This is a genomic window from Bacteroides sp. An51A (assembly GCF_002161565.1).
GTDB classification, from domain to species: Bacteria; Bacteroidota; Bacteroidia; order Bacteroidales; family Bacteroidaceae; genus Phocaeicola; species Phocaeicola intestinalis.
On record NZ_NFIC01000003.1, the window covers coordinates 201,764 to 221,711 of the forward strand.

The window sequence follows — 19,948 nt, forward strand, 5'->3', positions numbered from 1 at the left end:
ATCTGTGTAATCTGTGGTGAAGAGAAACACATCATCCGAAGAGCTCCCGGAAGGCTTCTTCTACCTTCCTCACCGGTACCAGTTCGATTTTGATTTTCTTCCGGTCCAGACCTTGCAGATTATGTTTGGGGATGAGCATGCGCTTGAAGCCCAGTTTTTCCGCTTCGCCGATGCGCTGCTCGATGCGGTTCACCGGACGGATTTCACCGCTCAGGCCCACTTCGCCCGCCATGCACACGCCGGTTTCTATTTCCGTGTCCATATTGCTCGAAAGGATGGCGCTGATGACCGCCAGGTCGATGGCAGGGTCGTTCACTTTCAGTCCTCCGGCTATGTTGAGGAACACGTCCTTCTGCGCCAGCTTGAAGCCTACCCGTTTCTCCAGCACGGCGAGCAGCATGTTCATCCGCCGCAGGTCGAATCCCGTGGCGGAACGCTGGGGCATGCCATAGGCTGCCGTGCTCACCAGTGCCTGCACTTCGATGAGGAACGGGCGTATGCCTTCTACGGCGCAGGCGATAGCCACTCCGCTCATTCCCTCGTGGTCTTGCGTGAGCAACAGTTCCGACGGGTTGCTCACTTGCCTCAGCCCGTCCTGCCTCATCTCGTAGATGCCCAGCTCCGCCGTGCTCCCGAAGCGGTTCTTGATGCTCCGCAGGATGCGGTACATGTAGTGCTGGTCGCCCTCGAACTGCAGTACCGTGTCTACGATGTGTTCCAGCACCTTCGGTCCGGCGATGCTTCCTTCCTTGTTGATATGTCCGATGAGGATGACGGGCGTGCCTGTCTCTTTGGCGAACTTGAGGATGGCTGCCGAACATTCGCGCACTTGCACGATGCTTCCCGGCGAAGAATCGATGGTTTCGGTCGATATGGTCTGTATGGAGTCGATGATGACCAGGGCGGGGGCTGTGTTCTTGATGTGGGTGAAGATTTGTTCCAATGACGTTTCGCAGGCTATCAGCAGCTGCGTCGTTTCGGGATGCGGGATGCGGTCGGCACGCAGTTTCAGTTGGCGGGCACTCTCTTCGCCCGAGATGTAAAGCACTTTCAGGCCGGGCAGGCGCAATACCGTCTGAAGGATAAGCGTTGACTTGCCGATGCCCGGCTCGCCTCCTATCAGGGTGAGCGAGCCTTCTACCAGCCCGCCTCCCAGTACCCGGTTCAGCTCGTCATCTCCCATGTCGATGCGCAACTCTTCGCTCGAAGTGATTTCGTGCAGTTGTTGTGGTTTCGAGCGCACGCTTTCGATGCCGTGCGCCGCGTGTTTTGCCACCGGTGTTTCCTTGCGTACCACCTCTTCCGTAAATGTGTTCCATTGTCCGCACGAAGGGCATTTGCCTGCCCATTTGGGCGATTCGTATCCGCAATGGGTGCATACATACACCGTTTTTTCTTTAGCCATATCTTTCCCTTTTCAGTTTCTTTCGGCAAACTTAGGCAAAAATCTGCGAAATTCATGTGTTGAAGAGGTGAAAAAATATGTCGGGTAAGGAATGGGGGACTTCCTTACCCTCTTTGTCTTTATTCTTCCCGTGAGCGATAATCGAATTCAGTCGACTTCTCGCCGCTATATGATTGCCAGATCAGTTTCAGTTTGACGGTATTGCCTTGGGTGTCGGGCAGTGCATCGAGTCTGAATGCCACCATTCCGTCTCCTTGTTCTCCGTAAGTGTCCCCATATGCATTGTGGCGTAGTTCCACTTCATACGGGTTTTCTGGATTATTTGTTGGCAGGAGGCTGACCATGTGTTTGGTTCCAACGTTGCCGAATACCGTCCTGAAATGTAGTGTGAGGTATCCGTCTTCGGCTATGTTCACCCAATCGCGTACGATTTCGATAGGGTCGGTGCCGTACACCGAGTCATTTTTTTCTTCCAGATCGGTTGCCATTGGTTTGGTCAAGACACTGTCCATCCAATAGACTGTGACGGCTTGGTCGTATTTGCCGGCAGATTCTTCCGAAAAATCAAAGTTCATCAGTGCTCTTACTTCCTTGTCGCCGAATGGAGATGTAGCGATGTTGACCGGAAGTACGGTTGTGCTGTCGTCCAACTGCAGGTAGAATGTGCCGTCGGTATCTGTTTTGGCAGTAACGATTGCACCGTTGTAGGCTGTGTAGTAATTGTCATCATCGTCTAGGCACGATGAAAAAGCGAGTGTGCCGCCCATTGCTGTGGCTAGCAGTAACGTCCTGGTCCATTTGTTCATTGCATTCATATTCGTAGGTTCTAATGTGTTACTTTTGTCTATGAAATGCAAGGTAAGCATAAATCATGCATCTTTAGATGTTAAAAATATTGAAACAAATAATGGGCACTTATTTAATGAATATTCTCATTTTTCCCAATAGCCATGTAAGGGCTGACTCCGTCCCTACATAGTACATGGGATGTTTGTAGGATTCATAAAAACTTATCCTAAATCATCGTACGACAAATTCAAAACAGTTACTTATTCAAAAAAGTTCTTTCCATAAATGCACAAGTGCGGAAACAGGGTGATAAAGTAACATCCTTGGTCCGGCATAACGCATGACGGTTCGCATCTGCCCGCGCATCCGAGGGCTGTAACAATGGATGGGGCATTGCTTGCAGGTGGGTTTCTGTTCGCCGTAGCGGCAATGCGAGAGGCGGGCATGGGCATATTCCAAAAGTGCCTGGCAGGCGGGGCAAAGCGTGGCGTTTCCTTCTTTATGGCGGCAATAGAGCCTGATCATTTGCGTTACTACGCGCTTCTCTCGTTCAATGTGTGAGGGGGTGCGGCTCATGGTTTTGATGATGATTTCTTTGATTTGGTATCCGGAAAAGTGTGAATTTTGAAAAGCGAAGATAACGAAAAGCCCGGAAAGCTCAAAATGCTTTTGGGAAAGAGATGTGATTTTACGGCATTTTAAATATTTTATACTTACAGATTGCGCGTTTCGTTATGAATGTCTTACATTTGGGGTGCATTTCCGTAAGGGAAGGCATCAGATTTAACTAACTAACAGATAAGACGGTATGAAACAAATTAAATGTATTGGAATCTTGACTTCGGGAGGTGATGCTTCGGGCATGAATGCGGCTATCCGTGCGGTGACACGCAGCGCTATTTTCAACGGGTATACGGTGAAAGGCATTTACCGAGGTTATGAAGGTTTGATTCGGAATGAAATCAAGGAGTTTACCACGCAAGATGTGAGCAGCATTATCCAGCGTGGAGGTACGATATTGAAAACGGCACGTTCGAAGGACTTCATGACTCCGGAAGGCCGTAAGGTGGCGTATGATAACATGGTGGCGGCAGGCATTGATGCGTTGATTGTCATCGGCGGGAATGGTTCGTTGACGGGTGCGCTGACTTTTGCGCAAGAGTTTAATGTGCCGTGTATCGGTTTGCCCGGAACGATTGACAATGACTTGTACGGAACCGACTCGACCATCGGTTATGACACGGCACTGAATACCATCGTGGAATGTGTGGACAAGATACGTGACACCGCGACTTCGCACGACCGCATCTTCTTTGTGGAAGTAATGGGGCGTGACGCCGGATTCCTTGCCCAGAACAGTGCGATAGCTTCGGGAGCCGAAGCTGCCATTATCCCGGAAGACCAGACCGACGTAGACCAGCTGGAGCAGTTTATCGGGCGCGGCTTCCGCAAGTCGAAGAACAGCAGTATCGTGATTGTGTCCGAATCGCCCAAGGACGGAGGAGCCATGCACTATGCCGAGCGTGTGAAGAAAGAATATCCGCAATACGACGTGCGTGTCACCATTTTGGGGCACTTGCAGCGGGGAGGTTCTCCGAGCGCGTACGACCGTATTTTGGCAAGCCGCCTGGGGGTAGGCGCTATCGAGGCGCTGAAAGAAGACCAGCGGAACGTGATGATAGGTATCCGCAATGATAAGGTGGTGTATGTGCCTTTCTCGGAAGCCATCAAGAAAGACAAGCCGCTCGACAAGTCGCTTATCCAGGTGCTTGACGAGTTGTCTATTTAAGCTTTTAGGGACTAGGAACCAGTTGACTAGGTACTAGGTTTTAAATAGTTTTACTAAGGTATTCAGAACCTAGTCCCTAGCCAACTGGTTCCTAGTTACCTAAAAAAGACAGCAATTCTTCGGGTGTATCGGCGATGAATGCCGGATGGTAGGCTTCCAGTTCGGTGCGCGGACGGAACCCCCAACTTACACCAATGGTTTCTGTTCCGGCATTGATGCCCGTCTGCATGTCTACGCCTGAATCTCCGATGTAAGCTGTGTCTTGAGGAGATACTCCTGCAGCCTGCATGATTTCGAATACTACGGCAGGGTCGGGCTTGGCCGGCACGCCTTCCCGTTGTCCGAAAATACGGACAAAAGAGAGGGTAGGGAAGTATTGGGTGATAAGCTTGGTGGTGGCTTCCTGGTATTTGTTCGATGCTACGGCAAGCTGGCATCCTTTAGCCTGGAGAGTTTCCAATGCGTGTGTGATTCCTGCGTATGGCAGGCTCAGGTCGGCATTGTGCTTATTATAATAAGGTATAAAAACGGAACGGATTTTCATGATATTCGTTTCGTTTCGTTCTGTTTCGGGTAAAGCCCGTTCGAAAAGTTTGTTGATGCCGTTTCCTACGAAGAACCGGTAAGCGTCTGTCTCGTGAATGGGATAACCATAAGTGGCAAGTGCATGGTTAGTGGCTCCAGCCAGGTCGGCTATGGTGTCGAGTAAAGTGCCGTCAAGGTCGAATATAATCAGTTTTTTCATTTCCATGTCATTTTTTGTGTTTCTGCCTGCAAAGATACGATAATTGGCAGAAAAAATGGCATGTCTTCATCGGATAAACAGAAAAGTAACATCATATACATCATATTGTAATATGAAAAGGAGACTTTTGGGAAGTTTAAAAAAATGACGATTATGAATATAGGTACTCCTTTTTCTGAAAATTATGTGTTGGAATGCACAGCCGATGGCGGTTATTATGCTTATCTGTCAGACTATGACCAATGCTGTGCTTACGGCGAGACAGAAGATGACGCGCTTGAAAATCTGATGGAAGTGGCCGAAGAATATTTCCGGGAAATATCCTTGATATACACGCTGGAAGATGTAAGTTGATAAATTATTTTAGTTTTATCTTTTGGATTGTAATAAAAAAGTACTTTCTTTGTATTGATTTAAATCGGACTATATGATGAACATAAGACCTCATTACCGTACGGTAGTGCTTTCGGATATCCATTTGGGTACTTCTCATTCGAAAGTGAATCAGGTGAGTGATTTTTTGAGTGCGGTAGATTGCGACCGTCTTATCCTGAACGGCGATATTATCGATGGCTGGAGTCTGCAGAAGTCGGGTGTGCGGAAATGGAAAGCCGAACATACGCGTTTTTTCAAGATTCTGATGAAGATGATGGAGAATTGGGGGACGGAGATTGTATATGTGAGGGGCAATCACGATGATTTTCTGGAGAGTCTTATCCCTTTGCAGTTTGCCAACCTGACCCTTGTGAAAGACTATGTGCTGGAAAGCAACGGCAAGCATTATTTCGTAACCCATGGGGATGTGTTCGACAAAGTGACATCGGGGATGAAATGGCTGGCGAAGCTGGGTGACATCGGCTATACCTTGTTGCTGGAGATGAACAGTCTTTACAATAAGTACCGCATCAGGCGGGGTAAGCCTTATTACTCGTTGTCGCAGGCTATCAAGCAAAAAGTCAAGCAGGCCGTGAATTATATATCCGATTTCGAAACGGTGCTGGTGGATTTTGCACGCACCCGGAAATGCGATGGGGTGATTTGCGGGCATATTCACCATCCGGAGAACCGGATGATAGATGGCATCCATTACCTGAATTCGGGCGACTGGGTAGAGACGATGTCTGCCTTGACCGAAGACAAGGAAGGCAATTGGAATGTGGTTTATTACACGGAGATGGTTAAACAGAAGGAAATGGAAGAAAAAAAGTCCGTATTATCAATTATACCTGTAGCATCATGAGAGTATTATTCGTAGTCCAAGGAGAGGGAAGGGGACACTTGACCCAAGCGATTTCGCTGGAAAAACTGTTACGTGAGAACGGCCACGATGTGGTGGAAGTGCTGGTAGGCAAGAGTGAGTCACGCCGTTTGCCGGGGTTTTTCATTCGGAACATTCAGGCACCTATCAAACATATTATCAGCCCCAATTTTCTGCCTACGCGCGCCAACAGGCGTGCCAATCTGAGCCGGAGTTTTATGTACAGCTTGCTGAAATTGCCCGAATACTATGAAAGTATGTGCTACGTCAACCGGCGTATCCGTGAAACGGGAGCCGACCTGGTCATCAATTTTTACGAACTGATGACGGGGCTTACTTATTTCTTCTTCCGCCCGTCTGTTCCGATGGTATGTATCGGACATCAGTATCTGTTCCTGCATAAGGATTTCCGGATGCCTAGAAAGAACCGGTGCAGTTCGTTTCTGATGAACCTCTTCACCCGTCTCACTTCGTTAGGTGCATCGCGCAGGCTGGCACTTTCGTTTCGTGCGATGAAAGACGATGAGAAGCATCGTATCAGCATCATTCCTCCCCTGTTGCGTCAGGAAGTGTTCGAGCAGGAGCCGGTGAAAGGCGATTATATTCACGGGTATATGGTCAATTCTGGATTTTCTGATTATGTGCGCCGCTGGCACGAAGAACATCCTCAGGTACCTTTGCGCTTCTTTTGGGACCATTGGGAAGAAGAACCGGTGAAAAAGATAGACGAAACCTTGTCGTTTTATCAGTTGGACGACCGGGAGTTCCTGCGCCAGATGGCAGGTTGCAAGGCATACGCCAGTACGGCAGGTTTCGAGTCGATATGCGAGGCGATGTATCTGGGTAAGCCTATCCTGATGGTACCGGCACATATCGAGCAGGAGTGTAATGCGTACGATGCCACTTTGGACGGAAGTGGGATTGTAGACGAAGGATTCAACCTGGACAAACTGTTGGCATTTGCTGGGACTTACCAGCCTGACCCGACGTTCGGGACATGGGTGCGCTCTTCGCGTTACATCATCCTGAACGAATTGGAAAAACATATCTCGCACGATTACATGCAAGGAATGTATATGGTGGAGGAGTATGTGTGAGGACTTTGTGAGGACTTGTCGCCTTTTTTTTGAGCTGATTAGAATTATTTAGGGATTCTTTTTGGTTTTGCAATCGTAATGTAACAAGAATTGTCTTTCTTTGCAGAAAAATGTTTAGTTATGTTACAGAAGAAAAAGAAGTTCCCCTATTTGGATCGGGATATTAGTTGGATGTTCTTTAATCGGCGTATTCTGCAGGAAGCATGCCGTCCGCATGTGCCTTTGTTGGAGCGTATGTCTTTCTTAGGCATTTATTCGAATAATCTGGATGAGTTTTTCCGTGTGCGCATGGCTTCGCAGAGCCGGATAGCCGAATGTGCGGATAAGTCGGCGGCTTCGGAAAGCGAACATGCTAAGAAACTTATCAAGCAGATATCCCGCCTCAATTCGCGTTATGTGAAGGAGTATGGCGAAGCTGTGGTAGGCATTACCGAAGAGTTGCGCAAAGAAAATATCTTCCTGCTTTCCGATACCGAAATATCTCCCGAACAGAAGGCATTCATATATTCTTTTTATAAGTCGAAGTTGAGCGGCCAGGTTATTCCGATTTGGTTTTCGGAGGTGCGTTCACTCGATTTCGGAAACGATGAAAACATTTACCTCGCCGTAAAGGTGAGCAAAGAGGAAAGCACACGAGTGGCAGATTATGCATTCCTGGAACTGCCGGTAAGCGTATGCGGGCGGTTTGTCCGTCTTCCTAACGAAGGCGAGAAGCGATATCTGATGTATTTGGACGATGTGATCCGGTGCTGCCTCCCTCTGGTGTTCGAGGGATTGGGATATACTCATTTCGAGGCTTATACTTACAAGTTTACCCGTGATGCGGAAATGGAAATCGACAACGATGCCAATAGCGGTACCTTGCAGAAGATATTGAAAGGGGTGAAGAGCCGTAAGCACGGCGAGCCTTTGCGTGTGCTTTACGATAGCAGTATGCCGAAGGACCTGCTGAAACGCGTGCTGAAAAAACTGGATGTGGACAAGAACGATACGGTGATGGCAAGCGGACGTTATCAGAACCATAAGGATTTTATGCGTTTTCCCGATTGCGACCGTGCCGACCTGAAATATCCCGCATGGCCTTGTATCTTGCGTAAGAGCCTGGACGGTCCGGATAGCCTGCTTCAGAAAATACAGAAGAAAGACCGTTTTATCCATGTGCCTTATCATAGCTTTGATTCGTTTATCCGTGTGTTGCAGGAAGCTGCCGTAAGCAAGCAGGTGACCAGTGTAAAGATTACCCTTTACCGTCTGGCAAAAGAGTCGAAAGTGGTAAAGGCGTTGATAGCTGCCGCACGCAACGGAAAGAAGGTGACCGTAGTCATCGAGTTGCTGGCACGCTTTGACGAGGCTTCCAATGTCAACTGGTCGAAGAAGATGCAGGATGCGGGTATCCGCGTTATTTTTGGTGTGGAGGGCTTGAAAGTGCATTCCAAGATTACCCACATCGGGATGAAGACCGGTCCGGACATCGCTTGCATCAGCACCGGAAACTTCCACGAGGGTAACGCCCGTATGTACACCGATTGTATGTTGATGACGGCTTCGCCCAGGCTGGTGAAGGACGTGAATGCCGTATTCGACTTTATCGAGCGTCCGTATGTTCCAATTAAGTTCAAGGAATTGCTGGTTTCGCCCAATGAGATGAAAAACAAGTTCATCGCTTTGATTCGTGATGAAATCAAGAACAAGAAAGCGGGAAAGCCGGCTTATATCAAAATCAAGGTCAATCACATTACCGACCCTATGATGGTGGACAAACTGTATGAAGCTTCTCAAACCGGTGTAGATATCGATTTGGTGGTGCGGGGCAATTGCTCGCTGGTCACTGATGTGCCCGGAGTGAGTGATCATATACGAATTAACGCAATTATTGACCGTTATTTGGAACATTCTCGTATCTTTGTATTCGCTGCGGGCGGTACGGAGAAAGTGTTCATCGGCTCGGCCGACTGGATGCCCCGTAACCTGGATAATCGGGTAGAAGTGGTGACACCTGTTTACGACCCCGATATCAAAGAGGAAATGAAACGTATCGTGGAGTATGGACTGAAGGATACGCTTCAGGGACGTATTGTCGATGGTACGGGCGATAATGAGTTTCACGCCATTGTCGACGAACAACCTTTCCGTTCGCAAGAAGCATTGTATAATTACTATGTAGCTAAAAACGAGAAAGAAGAATGACAGAGATGAATTATGCGGCAATCGACATCGGTTCGAATGCCGCCCGTTTGCTGGTGAAACGGATTGAAGAAAATGAAGGACAGGCGAAGTTCACGAAGGAATTGCTGCTGCGTGTGCCTCTCCGCCTGGGTTTTGATGTGTTCGGCAAGGGAAAGATTTCGGAAAAGCGTGAAAAGAACATGATGCGCCTGATGAAATCGTATGCCTATCTGATGAAGATTTACGATGTACAGAAGTACCGCGCGTGTGCCACTTCGGCAATGCGCGATGCCAAGAACGGTATGGACATCATCAAGGAAATCGAGAAGAAAACCGGTATTCACATTGAGATTATCGGCGGACAGGAAGAGGCGCAAATCGTCTATAACAACCACATTGAATATATGAAAGACCGCACGGGCAATTACCTGTATGTGGATGTAGGGGGAGGTTCGACCGAAATCAACCTGCTTTCGCAAGGAGAATTGCAGTGCAGCCGTTCGTACAACATCGGTACCGTGCGTTTGCTGAACAAGGCGGTAAAGGAAAGCGAGTGGACGCGCCTGAAAGAGGATATGGCGGAACTTGCCCGCCAATATCCCGATACCAACATCATCGGTTCGGGAGGAAACATCAACAAGCTTTACCGGCTGGCGGAGAAGAAAGACAAGAAAGCCCAGCGGATGACGGTAGAAACCCTGCGTGGCTTGTACGACGAATTGAGTGTCTTGTCGGTGGAAGAGCGTATGGATAAGTTTAGCCTGAAGCCCGACCGTGCAGATGTTATCGTGCCTGCAGGCAACATCTTCCTGACTATAGCCGGCATTTTAGGTTCGAAATATGTCTATGTGCCAACCATTGGTCTTGCCGACGGTATCATCGATGGACTTTATGCCGGAAGCAAGGAAGAGCGCGAACACGGGAAATCATTGAAGTCGCTCGATGCGGAAAAATGAGGCTTTTTTTAATGAAGAATGAAGAATTAAGAATGAAGAATTTTCATCCAGCGTGATGAGTTCTTCATTCTTAATTCTTCATTCTTCATTTAATGCTTTTTAATCGTAATCAGCATTACGCCGTTCTTACCTTTTTCCCCGTAGGGAGCAATCTTTTCAGGGTCTTTTATGATTTCTACTTTTTCAACTGTATTCGGGTCAATCGTGAACAAGTCTTTTGTAGGGAATTCTTTCCCATCAACGAGAATCAATACACCTTGCGGTTCAAAAGAAATTATCGTGCTATCGCTTGCTGCACCTTCCTTATCCAGCTTGAACATTACCGGAACCGTATAGAGGGTCGCTACGGCTTTCCCGTTCTGCATGCCCGGTTCCCATTTGGGCATATCCGAAAGCACCCGCACGGCTTCGGCATCGAGGCTGGGGCTTACGCCACGTACGATATTCACGTCTCCGATGCTTCCGTCTTTTTTTACCGTAAAACGGGCGATGACCCTTCCTTCCGTCTTCTGCTGCTTGGCGTCTTCAGGATAGCGCAGGTTTGTGCTGATATACTCCATCAATGCTTTCATGCCGCCCGGGAATTGGGGCATCTGTTCTACCGCCGTATAAGGTTCTTCCTCATTGTCCGGATTGTTTTTGTCCCCCACGATGACTATCGTTTGGGGCTTTCCTTTAAGTGTATCGGCTTTTTCGATACTTTCACTTGTTACGGCATCGGATATTGCCGGAAATTCCGTAACTTTGACACGTGAAATCTCATTCAGCGGTTTCGAGATTTCGGGACGGGCAAAAGCGGCTACAGCTACTGCAGCCAGCGGAAGTACGTAGAGGTACTTGGCGCGTGCCCACGGGTTCGATTTTTTTCTCATCATCATAGTGATACGTTTTTTAAGTGAACTGTGATTTAAGCTGTTGGCGAGAGAGTAGAGCCTTGAGCCAACGGCTTTCTTTATTAATAACAATTGATATTCCTTGGCGTTGACACCGGATGCCAGTACGGCTTCGTCGGCTTCGTATTCGTGGATGTTCTGCAATTCTTGCTTCACCAGCCATGCCGCCGGATTGAACCATTGCACAACGATGCACGCTTGGGCAAGCAGCAGGTCCCACGAGTGCCGGAGGCGGATGTGGGCTTGCTCGTGTGCCACTATCGCCCTGTTGTCTTCTTGCAGGTCTGTGTCCGGCATCACGATGTAATGCATCCAGCTGAACGGGGCGATTTTCCCCGGATAACGTACCAGGATGCTCCCGTCTGCCAGCTTTTCTTTCCGGTTCCTGCGGATGACGGTACATATCCGCCCGATTCCGATAAGGCTCTTGATGCAGCAGCAGAAAGCTCCTATCAGGTAAATGCTTACCATTGTTTCTTGCCATCCGAACCGGGAAACCGTTTCCGCGGCTTCTGTTCCTGCACGAAGTTCAGCCAGCATCAGCAGGCTTTCCAAGTCCGATACGGTCTGGTTCAATGCCGTAGGTTCGCTGATGGCAATCTTCACCGCAGGCAGGAGGCACGACAAGACCAATATGCCCAGCAATGCCAGCCGGTTGAACCGATGAAACGTTTCCTTGCTCAGCAATACCTTATAAAAAAGGTAGAACAAAGCCAGGCAGACCGATGCTTTCAGTATATAGATAAAAAATAGTCCCATATCTTTTTGAGTTTTTAAGTTTTTGAGTTCTTAAGTTTTTAAGTATGTCCGCAGATAGCCAATGTAGGGGCGTATCGCATACGCCCTGAAAAACATCCACGTGGATTAGTTGATGCATTCGGGCGTATGCGATACGCCCCTACAGGCAATTTGGCAAAATGAGGACATTCATATTGAGTTTTTAAGTTTGTTGGTTTTTAAGTTCTTGAGTTTATCTTTTAGTAATTCAATAACTCCAAACTGACAAACTAAAAAACTCAAAAACTAAAAAACTCAAAAACTAACACAACCTTATTTCCCTTCCTCCACTTGCTTGATAAGCTCTTTCAGCTCCTCTATCGAAATCTCCTCTTCCTTTACCAGCGAAGAGACCACCCCTAAGTAGGAATTGTTGAAATACTTGCTGATGACGCTTTTCAGCGTCCCGCGCTTGAACTCGTCTTTCGACACGGCGGCACGGTATTGGTACGTATTGCCGAATGCCGTATGCGCCAGATAGCCTTTCTCTTCCAGTCCGCGCACAATGGTGGAAAGCGTATTGAAGTGCGGACGCGGCTCGGAATAGAACTCCAGCAGCTGCTTGACGAACAAAGGACCTTTCTCCCAGAAAAATCCCATTACTTCTTCTTCTTTTGCGGTCAGTCTTTTCATGCTATTTCCGTTTGTTTTCCGCAAAGTAACTAAAAGTTTTAGTTATTCAACTAATCTTTATAGTTAATAATAGTGAACAGTGGCGAAAGTCTGTGGAGGAAATAGAAAAAAGCATATTTGCGGAAAGCGTATGTTGTAATGCCAATGCTTTTGCGGTAATATAGCAATTTATATCAGTAAGTTTTATGGTTTCCAATTCAAAACCGTACGTTCTCGATATGGAAACCGTACGTTCTCGATATGGAAACCATACGGTTTTGATATGGAAACCATAAAATCTATTTATTTGACTGCATAAAAGAAGTAGTGCTTAAAAGCAAATACAGGCTTGTCTGTTTGATAAGTTACCGTTTCGTTTATTTTTAATGAATTCCGCATTTTGCCCAATTGCTGTAGGGGCGTATCGCATACGCCCTAAAGACATTCGCGTGGATAGGTAGACGTATACGCCCGGAAAACATCCGTATGGATAAGTGGACGCATTCGGGCGTATGCGATACGCCCCTACATGGGATGTTTGCGGAATTCAATTTATTTTTTATTTATTGGGTAGGCTTGGAATGATGTTTTATTTTTATCTTTGCAAAACGAACTTAATAGACTGGCTATGAAATATAAACTCATCTTTTTTGCGGCTTGTTTCTTGTATGCTTTATCGGGCATGGCAGGCGTTATGGAGCTTGACGTGACCCGTCATGGAGCCGTAGGCGACGGGAAGACATTGAACACCGGTAGCCTGCAAGGTGCCATTGACGGACTTCATGCCCGTGGAGGAGGGGTTTTGCGTTTCCCCGCAGGGCGTTATCTGACGGGAAGCTTGCGGCTGAAGTCGGGCGTGACGCTGTATCTGGAAGAGGGGGCTGTGCTGCTGGGGAGCACTTCGCCTTACGATTATCCGAAGTTCAGTACGGAAAAAGAACTGAAGGTGAACAATGACCATTTCGATCAGGCGCTGATTTATGCCGACGGGGCTGAAAATATCGGCATTACAGGAGGCGGATGCGTAGACGGGCAGGGCAGGGAACTGGCTCTGACCATTGATAGCCTGCACCATACGGGGGAGCTGGTCGACCCGCATTACAATACGTATCGCAAGCGTCCCAATACACGTCCCAAGCTGTTGTTCGTCAGGGGATGCCGGAATGTGCGCATACATCGTGCCAGCTTCAGGAGCAGTGCGGCATGGGGGCTTTCGTTCTCGTTGTGTACCGATGTGACGCTGGATAGCCTGCACATCGAAAACCGGGCGTATTGGAACAACGACGGCATAGACATCAGCGATTGCAAGGACGTGCGCATCGCCAATTGTGATGTAAATTCGGCGGACGACGGCATTTGCCTGAAGTCGCACAACCGGGATGCGTGCAACGACCGTGTGTCTATTGCCCATTGCCGGATTATCAGCAGTGCCAGCGCCATTAAGTTCGGGACTGAGTCGGGTGGAGGCTTCAAGAATGTGACGATAGACGATATCCGTGTCAAGGACACCTACCGTTCGGCTATCGCCATTGAATCTGTAGACGGAGCGGCGATAGAGAATATCCGGGTGAGCAACATACATGCTGTCAATACGGGCAATGCCATTTTCATTCGCTTGGGGCACCGGTCTGGCGAGGCGCCGGGCTATGTGCGGAATGTAAGCATCCGCAACCTGTATGCCGAGATTCCTTTCGGGCGTCCGGATATCGATTACGACCTGCGCGGTCCTGCCTTGCCTTTCTTCCACAATCCTTTTCCTGCTTCCATTTCGGGCATACCGGGACATGACGTTGAGAATGTGACGTTGGAGAATATCGAAATCGTTTATCCGGGACGCGCGTCGAAAGGCATGGCGTATATCTCGTTGAGCCGGCTGGCGGATGTGCCCGAAAACGTAGACGGCTATCCCGAGTTCAGCATGTTCGAGGAATTGCCGGCGTGGGGATTTTATGTGCGTCACGTGTCCGGTTTGACCATGAAAGACATTACGTTGCGTTTGCGCGAGGACGATTACCGTCCGGCATTTGTGTTCGACCGCGTAAGCAGGTTGAGCCTTTCGGATATCGTTTTGCCCGAAGGCAAGCAGGCGGGGCAGGTGGTGCTGAGGCAGACCGGCTTGCAACGGAAAGCGAGAGTGCCCGAAAGATGGATTTTTTCAATTGACAATTAACAATTGATAATTGGAAAAACTTTATTATCTTTGCGCCCGAAAAATCAGTTCATTATGGACAGGCAATCACGTTACAAAGACTTTTCGGCTTTTCTGGCAGCACATTTTCCGTTCAAAGTGCAGAAGTTGTCGGTAAATGCAGGATTTACGTGTCCTAATCGTGATGGCACGAAGGGATACGGTGGTTGTACGTACTGCAATAACCAGACATTCAATCCCGAATATTGCCGGACGGAAAAACCAATAGCAGTGCAGTTGGAAGAAGGGAAACAGTTCTTTTCCCGTAAATATCCACAGATGAAATATTTGGCTTATTTTCAGGCATATACCAACACTTATGCCGGATTGGAGCAGCTGGTGCAGATGTACGAGGAAGCTTTGGCTGTGCCGGATGTGGTGGGATTGGTAATCGGGACGCGTCCGGATTGTATGCCGGAGGAATTGTTGGACTATCTGTCTGAATTGAATGAACGGACATTTTTGTTGGTTGAGTATGGGATAGAAAGTACAAACGATGTAATTTTGCAGCGTATCAATCGTGGACATACCTTTGCTTGTACCCAAGAAACTGTACGGCGTACAGCGGAAAGGGGGATACGGACAGGAGGTCATGTCATAGTAGGTCTTCCGGGAGAAGATGGAAAACAAGCACTGCTGGAGCAGACCAAGGCTTTGTCGTTGTTGCCGCTGACTACCTTGAAACTGCACCAGTTGCAGTTGATAAAAGGAACACGGATGGCATACGAGTATGAAAGAAATCCCAGCGATTTTCATTTGTATTCGGTCGATGAATACATCGATGTGGTGATAGATTATGTGGAACATCTGCGTCCAGACCTGGTGTTGGAGCGTTTCATTTCCCAATCTCCCAAAGAGCTGTTGCTTGCTCCCGACTGGGGATTGAAAAATCACGAGTTTACCGCCCGCTTGCAGAAACGTATGTGCGAGCGTGATGCCTGGCAAGGAAAATATTACATATAATAATAGGTAAAAAGGTTAAAGTTTAAAAAGTCACTAATTTGAAACAATCATGAAACTGAAAGGGAATGTACATTATGTAGGTGTGAACGACCGCTCGAAAGCGTTGTTCGAAAATTTATGGCCATTACCATACGGAGTGTCTTATAACTCTTATTTGATAGCCGATGACGAGATGGTGGCATTGGTAGATACGGTTGATGTGGCTTTCTTCGAAGTATATCTGAAGAAAATCAAGTCGGTAATAGGTGACCGTAAAATCAATTACTTGATTATTAACCATATGGAGCCTGACCATTCTGGTTCTATCGCCTTGATCAAGCAATATTATCCCGATATCGTATTGGTGGGCAACAAGAAAACATTCGATATGGTGGAAGGTTTCTATGGTATTGGAGGCGACCGTTATGTAGTGGGTGAAGGTGATTTCCTGAAACTGGGACATCACAATTTGCGTTTCTACTTGATACCAATGGTACATTGGCCCGAGACGATGGTTACGTTCGATGAAACCGAAGGTATCTTGTTTTCGGGAGATGCGTTTGGTTGCTTTGGTGCATTGAACGGTGGCTGTATCGATAAGGATATCAATACCGAAATCTACGAAGGTGAGATGCGTCGGTATTACTCGAACATTGTCGGTAAATTCGGCAATCCGGTACAGAAGGCTTTGCAGAAATGCAAGGGACTTGATATTCAGATGATTTGTTCTACCCACGGACCGGTATGGACGGAGAAGATTCCGCAAGTAGTTGACTTGTATGACCGCCTGAGCCGGTACGAAGGAGAGGAAGGTGTGGTCATTGCATACGGAACGATGTATGGCAATACCGAAGAACTGGCGGAAACCATTGCCGAGGAACTGAGCGCACAGGGTATCAAGAACATCGTGATGCACAACGTATCGAAGACACCGCATTCGTATATTTTGGCAGATATTTTCCGCTACAAAGGTCTGATAGTGGGATGTACTACCTATAATATGCATCTTTATCCCGAAATGGAAGCTTTGCTCAGTAAGGTAGCTGCCCGCGAGATGAAGAACCGTGTGATGGGCTATTTCGGTTCGTATACCTGGGCAAGTGCAGCTGTAAAGAAACTTGCCGAATATGCCGAAAAGTTGAAGTTCGAAATTGTAGGCAATCCGGTTGAGATGAAGCAGAGCATGGGGCAGGACACCGCCCGTCAGGCGAAAGAACTGGCGAAGGCGATGGCAGAACGGCTGAAAGCTGACCGCAAGTGATGTTTTTTTCACCACAGATTACACAGATTAAAAATAAATAAAATAATCTGTGTAATCTGTGGTGAATTTTTAAGAAGCCTATGATACAGAAACTGTACGACAAGCACAATGATCCCGATGTGTTGCAGCATATCGTGGATATCTTGAATGACGGAGGAATTATCATTTATCCTACCGACACGATGTATGCGATGGGATGCCACGCTTTGAAAGAACGTCCTATCGAAAAGATTTGCCGACTGAAGAACCTGAATCCGAAGAAGAACAACCTTTCTATCATTTGCTACGATTTAAGCAATATCAGCGAATATGCGCAAGTAGGGAATGCCACTTTTAAGCTGATGAAACGTAATCTTCCCGGTCCCTTTACCTTTATCTTAAAAGCTGACAGCCGTCTGCCCAAGATATTTCGCAACCGAAAAGAAGTGGGTATCCGTGTGCCCGATAATACTATCATCCGTGAAATTTGCCGTTTGCTTGAAGCTCCGATTCTGACCACTACCTTGCCTTTGCGGGAAGGTGAGGATATAGAATATATAACCGATCCTGAGTTGATTGATGAAAAATTCGGCGAAGAAGTCGATTTGATTATTGACGGAGGTATAGGAGGCATCGAACCTTCTACCGTCATTAATTGTTGTGAAGATATACCCGAAATTGTCCGCCAGGGAAAAGGTGAACTGGAGGTATAAGAAAGAAAATTGAATTCCGCAAAACATCCTATGTAGGGGCAATTAGGTGAAATGCGGACATTCATTAAAAGAAATGTGCAAATAAACGAAGTAATTATGGTATTATCAACTTTATTGAATGTGGTTTTGCTGGCTGCAGAATCGGGAACGAAATTAGTTAATGTAGAAGATTTGCTTGACAAACTGTTGAATTGGAGTATTGATGCAGGAAAAAGTATTTTGGCTGCCTTGATAATCTTCATTATAGGGCGTTTTGTCATCAAGCAGATTAATCGTCTGTTCCGGAAAATACTGGAACGGAGGAAGTTGGAAGTGAGCGTACGGACTTTTTTGGAAAGTCTGGTCAGTTTGTTGCTAAATATTGTACTTGCTTTTGCTGTTATCAGCAAGTTAGGAGTGGAAACTACCAGTCTGGCTGCTTTGCTGGCTTCGGCAGGTGTGGCTATTGGTATGGCATTATCAGGTAATCTGTCTAATTTTGCCGGTGGTCTGATAATTCTGGTGTTCAAGCCTTTTAAGGTGGGAGACTATATTGATGGCCCTGACGATGAAAGCGGCACCGTGAAAGAAATTCAGATATTCCATACAGTGTTGACCACTGTGGATAATCGGATTATTTATGTACCGAATGGATTATTGAGCAGTAATGCCATCACCAATTACAGTAAGCAGGAGACACGTCGTGCCGAATGGGTTTTCGGTGTAGAATATGGTGAAGATTTTGAGCGGGTAAAAGAAGTGCTTCAACGCATTATTGATAATGATCCGCGTATCTTAAAGACTCCGGCACCGATGATTGCTTTAGGGGCTTTGTCTGCAAGTAGTGTGGACATTAAGGTACGTGCATGGGCAAAAACGGCAGACTATTGGGATGTTTATTTCGATATGAACAAGACGGTATATGAAACCTTTAATAAGGAAGGTATCGGTTTCCCATTCCCACAATTGACCGTACATCAGGCGAAAGACTGATAGAGGCGAAACGATGATAAGCCAAGGGGCGAGGCTGTTTTTATAATCTTATCACAGCCTCGCCTTGTTTTTTACATGGGATAAATTCCTGTGGCGTAATGTGTGATATCGGAAATGCAGCGCGTAGCCTGCGTACGGTCTGAGTTCAGGTCGTATATCAGGACATTAGACTGCGGAATGACATTTTCAAAGCATTCTGAATGTGTGGAGATGTAGAGTTTGCCGTTTTGTGCATCAATGGTCATACAGTCGAAACCATTGGCATTCGGGGCATCTTTCCGGATGTCGATGTACGGTTCTATTTTTCCGTTATCGGCTGACAGGCGTGAAATACGAGTTTCACTTTCCGGGAAGTAGATATTGTTTTTATACGAAAAAATACTTGACGAGGCGGTGTTGAAATAATCTGGTGAGATGGTTGTCCTGATTTCTGTTTCTTTTGCGATGTCCCATGATTCGAGGTCGATATAATAAAGGTAGGTTACGTTGTTTCCACGTGTGTATGTGGCTGCTACCAACGTACCGTCGTCTAACAGGCATAGTCCACAGATGAGATTCCCCTTTCCCAAAGCCAACGTGCGGTTAATCTGGTTGCTGTCTTTGCTGAATTCTACCAGTTTTGTCTCCGACCAAAATCCGCCGGCTCCTGCATAGATATGGCCGTCAATAGCCATCATACCGTTGGGAGAGATAATGGATTCGATGGTAACACCTTGATTGCCTAAGGCATAGCTTCCTTCTATCAAATGCAGTTCATCGGTTGTACTGTCGAAACGATATGCAGCTTGTGCGTCTGTGATAAATACATTGTGTTCGTCCAATACGATGATGTTCGATAAATTGGCTTCCACTTCAAGGCGTTCGTTTTCTTGCAAGCAACCCTCCGGTCTGGCAAATGTCATCATTTCACGGGGATAGGCTTTTTCTTTTCTCATGGTTTCTGCATCGGCGATAATCAGGAGTCCGTCTCCTTGTGGGACTTCGTCAAGGTCCAGATAGTCGTCACACAAAATATAAAGTTTGTTACCATGACGGTAGAGGGCATCTGCCTGGTTGCCCAGTTCGGTTCCATTTACTTTTTTGTATACATTTGTTTCTACAGTACCATCAGGAGCAATGTAGGATAAAGAGCCGTTCTCTAGCATGCGTGCCCCTCCGTTCAGTATTAATATGCCGTTTGGTGAAGCATATCCTTCAAGGGTAGGTTGGGATATGCTGTCGGTAGGCTCAGATTCAGGATGGAGAGTTTTGATGTTGTCCGAGCTGCAGGCTGTAAAGCATAAGTAGCCTGCCAATAGGAAGAACGTTGTTTTTCTCATAAAATGTAATTTCTTTTTTATTTCAGTTAGTAATGTCAATCAGGAGTTAAGAAGGAGTTGGAAGAAGTTATCGTCCGCCAGGCGGAC

18 protein-coding genes are annotated in these 19,948 nt (G+C 47.1%); 11 read left to right on the forward strand and 7 right to left on the reverse strand.

Annotated elements, in window-relative coordinates; translation table 11 throughout:
- Positions 1–31: 31 nt before the first annotated feature.
- The 3 genes from radA to B5G04_RS07185 all read right to left on the reverse strand — a co-directional run bounded on the left by radA (position 32) and on the right by B5G04_RS07185 (position 2,770).
- Entirely contained in the window at positions 32–1,405 is a 1,374-nt protein-coding gene (gene radA / locus B5G04_RS07175) for a DNA repair protein RadA (RefSeq protein ID WP_013617289.1), read from the reverse strand.
- Between the two features lie 119 nt (positions 1,406–1,524).
- Positions 1,525–2,220, reverse strand: coding sequence for a NigD-like protein (locus B5G04_RS07180; RefSeq protein WP_087396716.1), 696 nt, complete (start codon positions 2,218–2,220; stop codon positions 1,525–1,527).
- Between the two features lie 238 nt (positions 2,221–2,458).
- Positions 2,459–2,770 carry a nitrous oxide-stimulated promoter family protein gene (locus B5G04_RS07185; protein ID WP_022039721.1) on the reverse strand — a complete coding sequence of 104 codons (312 nt, stop codon included), beginning with the start codon at positions 2,768–2,770 and terminating at the stop codon, positions 2,459–2,461.
- A 232-nt stretch (positions 2,771–3,002) separates the two neighbouring features.
- Here B5G04_RS07185 and pfkA point away from each other — a divergent pair, with 232 nt between their 5' ends.
- A complete protein-coding gene (gene pfkA / locus B5G04_RS07190; RefSeq protein WP_013619179.1) occupies positions 3,003–3,983 on the forward strand; it encodes a 6-phosphofructokinase in 981 nt (326 codons plus the stop codon).
- Positions 3,984–4,074: 91 nt separating this feature from the next.
- Here the strand turns inward: pfkA and B5G04_RS07195 are convergent, their stop codons facing one another.
- Positions 4,075–4,728 (reverse strand): HAD family hydrolase, encoded by a 654-nt coding sequence (locus B5G04_RS07195; RefSeq protein ID WP_087396718.1) that lies wholly within the window; start codon positions 4,726–4,728, stop codon positions 4,075–4,077.
- 153 nt (positions 4,729–4,881) lie between these two features.
- Between B5G04_RS07195 and B5G04_RS07200 the strand changes: the two genes are divergently transcribed.
- The 5 genes from B5G04_RS07200 (at position 4,882) to B5G04_RS07220 (ending at position 10,205) form a co-directional block, all read left to right on the forward strand.
- The gene (locus B5G04_RS07200; RefSeq protein WP_022039723.1) at positions 4,882–5,082 is read left to right on the forward strand and encodes a type II toxin-antitoxin system HicB family antitoxin; all 201 of its coding nucleotides are present in this window, start codon (positions 4,882–4,884) and stop codon (positions 5,080–5,082) included.
- Between the two features lie 76 nt (positions 5,083–5,158).
- Positions 5,159–5,968 (forward strand): UDP-2,3-diacylglucosamine diphosphatase, encoded by an 810-nt coding sequence (locus tag B5G04_RS07205; RefSeq protein WP_022039724.1) that lies wholly within the window; start codon positions 5,159–5,161, stop codon positions 5,966–5,968.
- The gene (locus B5G04_RS07210) at positions 5,965–7,083 is read left to right on the forward strand and encodes a glycosyltransferase family protein (RefSeq protein ID WP_087211478.1); all 1,119 of its coding nucleotides are present in this window, start codon (positions 5,965–5,967) and stop codon (positions 7,081–7,083) included. Before B5G04_RS07205 ends, B5G04_RS07210 begins: the two co-directional genes overlap by 4 nt.
- A gap of 120 nt (positions 7,084–7,203) precedes the next feature.
- On the forward strand, positions 7,204–9,270 hold the full coding sequence (locus B5G04_RS07215; RefSeq protein ID WP_087247208.1) for an RNA degradosome polyphosphate kinase: 2,067 nt from the start codon (positions 7,204–7,206) through the stop codon (positions 9,268–9,270).
- On the forward strand, positions 9,267–10,205 hold the full coding sequence (locus tag B5G04_RS07220; RefSeq protein WP_087396503.1) for an exopolyphosphatase: 939 nt from the start codon (positions 9,267–9,269) through the stop codon (positions 10,203–10,205). The genes B5G04_RS07215 and B5G04_RS07220 overlap by 4 nt, the downstream gene beginning before the upstream one ends.
- Positions 10,206–10,294: 89 nt before the next feature.
- Here the strand turns inward: B5G04_RS07220 and B5G04_RS07225 are convergent, their stop codons facing one another.
- Positions 10,295–11,857, reverse strand: coding sequence for a M56 family metallopeptidase (locus B5G04_RS07225; protein ID WP_087247210.1), 1,563 nt, complete (start codon positions 11,855–11,857; stop codon positions 10,295–10,297).
- 291 nt (positions 11,858–12,148) lie between these two features.
- Positions 12,149–12,508: a BlaI/MecI/CopY family transcriptional regulator gene (locus B5G04_RS07230; RefSeq protein WP_087247212.1), complete on the reverse strand. Its 360-nt coding sequence runs from the start codon at positions 12,506–12,508 to the stop codon at positions 12,149–12,151.
- 607 nt (positions 12,509–13,115) lie between these two features.
- On the opposite strand from B5G04_RS07230, the gene B5G04_RS07235 reads away from it, so the two are divergent.
- The 5 genes from B5G04_RS07235 (at position 13,116) to B5G04_RS07255 (ending at position 18,542) form a co-directional block, all read left to right on the forward strand.
- A complete protein-coding gene (locus B5G04_RS07235; RefSeq protein WP_087247214.1) occupies positions 13,116–14,657 on the forward strand; it encodes a glycoside hydrolase family 28 protein in 1,542 nt (513 codons plus the stop codon).
- Between the two features lie 54 nt (positions 14,658–14,711).
- A complete protein-coding gene (locus B5G04_RS07240; protein WP_087247216.1) occupies positions 14,712–15,638 on the forward strand; it encodes a TIGR01212 family radical SAM protein in 927 nt (308 codons plus the stop codon).
- A 49-nt stretch (positions 15,639–15,687) separates the two neighbouring features.
- Entirely contained in the window at positions 15,688–16,878 is a 1,191-nt protein-coding gene (locus B5G04_RS07245; RefSeq protein ID WP_022039731.1) for an FprA family A-type flavoprotein, read from the forward strand.
- 80 nt (positions 16,879–16,958) lie between these two features.
- Positions 16,959–17,570, forward strand: a complete 612-nt coding sequence (locus B5G04_RS07250; RefSeq protein ID WP_022039732.1) for an L-threonylcarbamoyladenylate synthase — start codon at positions 16,959–16,961, stop codon at positions 17,568–17,570.
- Positions 17,571–17,666: 96 nt separating this feature from the next.
- The gene (locus B5G04_RS07255; RefSeq protein WP_022039733.1) at positions 17,667–18,542 is read left to right on the forward strand and encodes a mechanosensitive ion channel domain-containing protein; all 876 of its coding nucleotides are present in this window, start codon (positions 17,667–17,669) and stop codon (positions 18,540–18,542) included.
- A gap of 71 nt (positions 18,543–18,613) precedes the next feature.
- Here the strand turns inward: B5G04_RS07255 and B5G04_RS07260 are convergent, their stop codons facing one another.
- On the reverse strand, positions 18,614–19,861 hold the full coding sequence (locus B5G04_RS07260) for a DUF5074 domain-containing protein (protein WP_140406840.1): 1,248 nt from the start codon (positions 19,859–19,861) through the stop codon (positions 18,614–18,616).
- Positions 19,862–19,948 lie beyond the last annotated feature (87 nt).

Bases quoted from the DNA above. Each gene is read 5' to 3' on its own strand.
- B5G04_RS07230 (WP_087247212.1), bottom strand. From the start codon at position 12,508: ATGAAAAGACTGACCGCAAAAGAAGAAGAAGTAATGGGATTTTTCTGG.
- B5G04_RS07195 (WP_087396718.1), bottom strand. From the start codon at position 4,728: ATGAAAAAACTGATTATATTCGACCTTGACGGCACTTTACTCGACACC.
- radA (WP_013617289.1), bottom strand. From the start codon at position 1,405: ATGGCTAAAGAAAAAACGGTGTATGTATGCACCCATTGCGGATACGAA.
- B5G04_RS07220 (WP_087396503.1), top strand. From the start codon at position 9,267: ATGACAGAGATGAATTATGCGGCAATCGACATCGGTTCGAATGCCGCC.
- B5G04_RS07215 (WP_087247208.1), top strand. From the start codon at position 7,204: ATGTTACAGAAGAAAAAGAAGTTCCCCTATTTGGATCGGGATATTAGT.
- B5G04_RS07235 (WP_087247214.1), top strand. From the start codon at position 13,116: ATGAAATATAAACTCATCTTTTTTGCGGCTTGTTTCTTGTATGCTTTA.
- B5G04_RS07210 (WP_087211478.1), top strand. From the start codon at position 5,965: ATGAGAGTATTATTCGTAGTCCAAGGAGAGGGAAGGGGACACTTGACC.
- B5G04_RS07180 (WP_087396716.1), bottom strand. From the start codon at position 2,220: ATGAATGCAATGAACAAATGGACCAGGACGTTACTGCTAGCCACAGCA.
- pfkA (WP_013619179.1), top strand. From the start codon at position 3,003: ATGAAACAAATTAAATGTATTGGAATCTTGACTTCGGGAGGTGATGCT.
- B5G04_RS07245 (WP_022039731.1), top strand. From the start codon at position 15,688: ATGAAACTGAAAGGGAATGTACATTATGTAGGTGTGAACGACCGCTCG.
- B5G04_RS07205 (WP_022039724.1), top strand. From the start codon at position 5,159: ATGAACATAAGACCTCATTACCGTACGGTAGTGCTTTCGGATATCCAT.
- B5G04_RS07225 (WP_087247210.1), bottom strand. From the start codon at position 11,857: ATGGGACTATTTTTTATCTATATACTGAAAGCATCGGTCTGCCTGGCT.
- B5G04_RS07260 (WP_140406840.1), bottom strand. From the start codon at position 19,861: ATGAGAAAAACAACGTTCTTCCTATTGGCAGGCTACTTATGCTTTACA.
- B5G04_RS07255 (WP_022039733.1), top strand. From the start codon at position 17,667: ATGGTATTATCAACTTTATTGAATGTGGTTTTGCTGGCTGCAGAATCG.
- B5G04_RS07185 (WP_022039721.1), bottom strand. From the start codon at position 2,770: ATGAGCCGCACCCCCTCACACATTGAACGAGAGAAGCGCGTAGTAACG.
- B5G04_RS07200 (WP_022039723.1), top strand. From the start codon at position 4,882: ATGAATATAGGTACTCCTTTTTCTGAAAATTATGTGTTGGAATGCACA.
- B5G04_RS07250 (WP_022039732.1), top strand. From the start codon at position 16,959: ATGATACAGAAACTGTACGACAAGCACAATGATCCCGATGTGTTGCAG.
- B5G04_RS07240 (WP_087247216.1), top strand. From the start codon at position 14,712: ATGGACAGGCAATCACGTTACAAAGACTTTTCGGCTTTTCTGGCAGCA.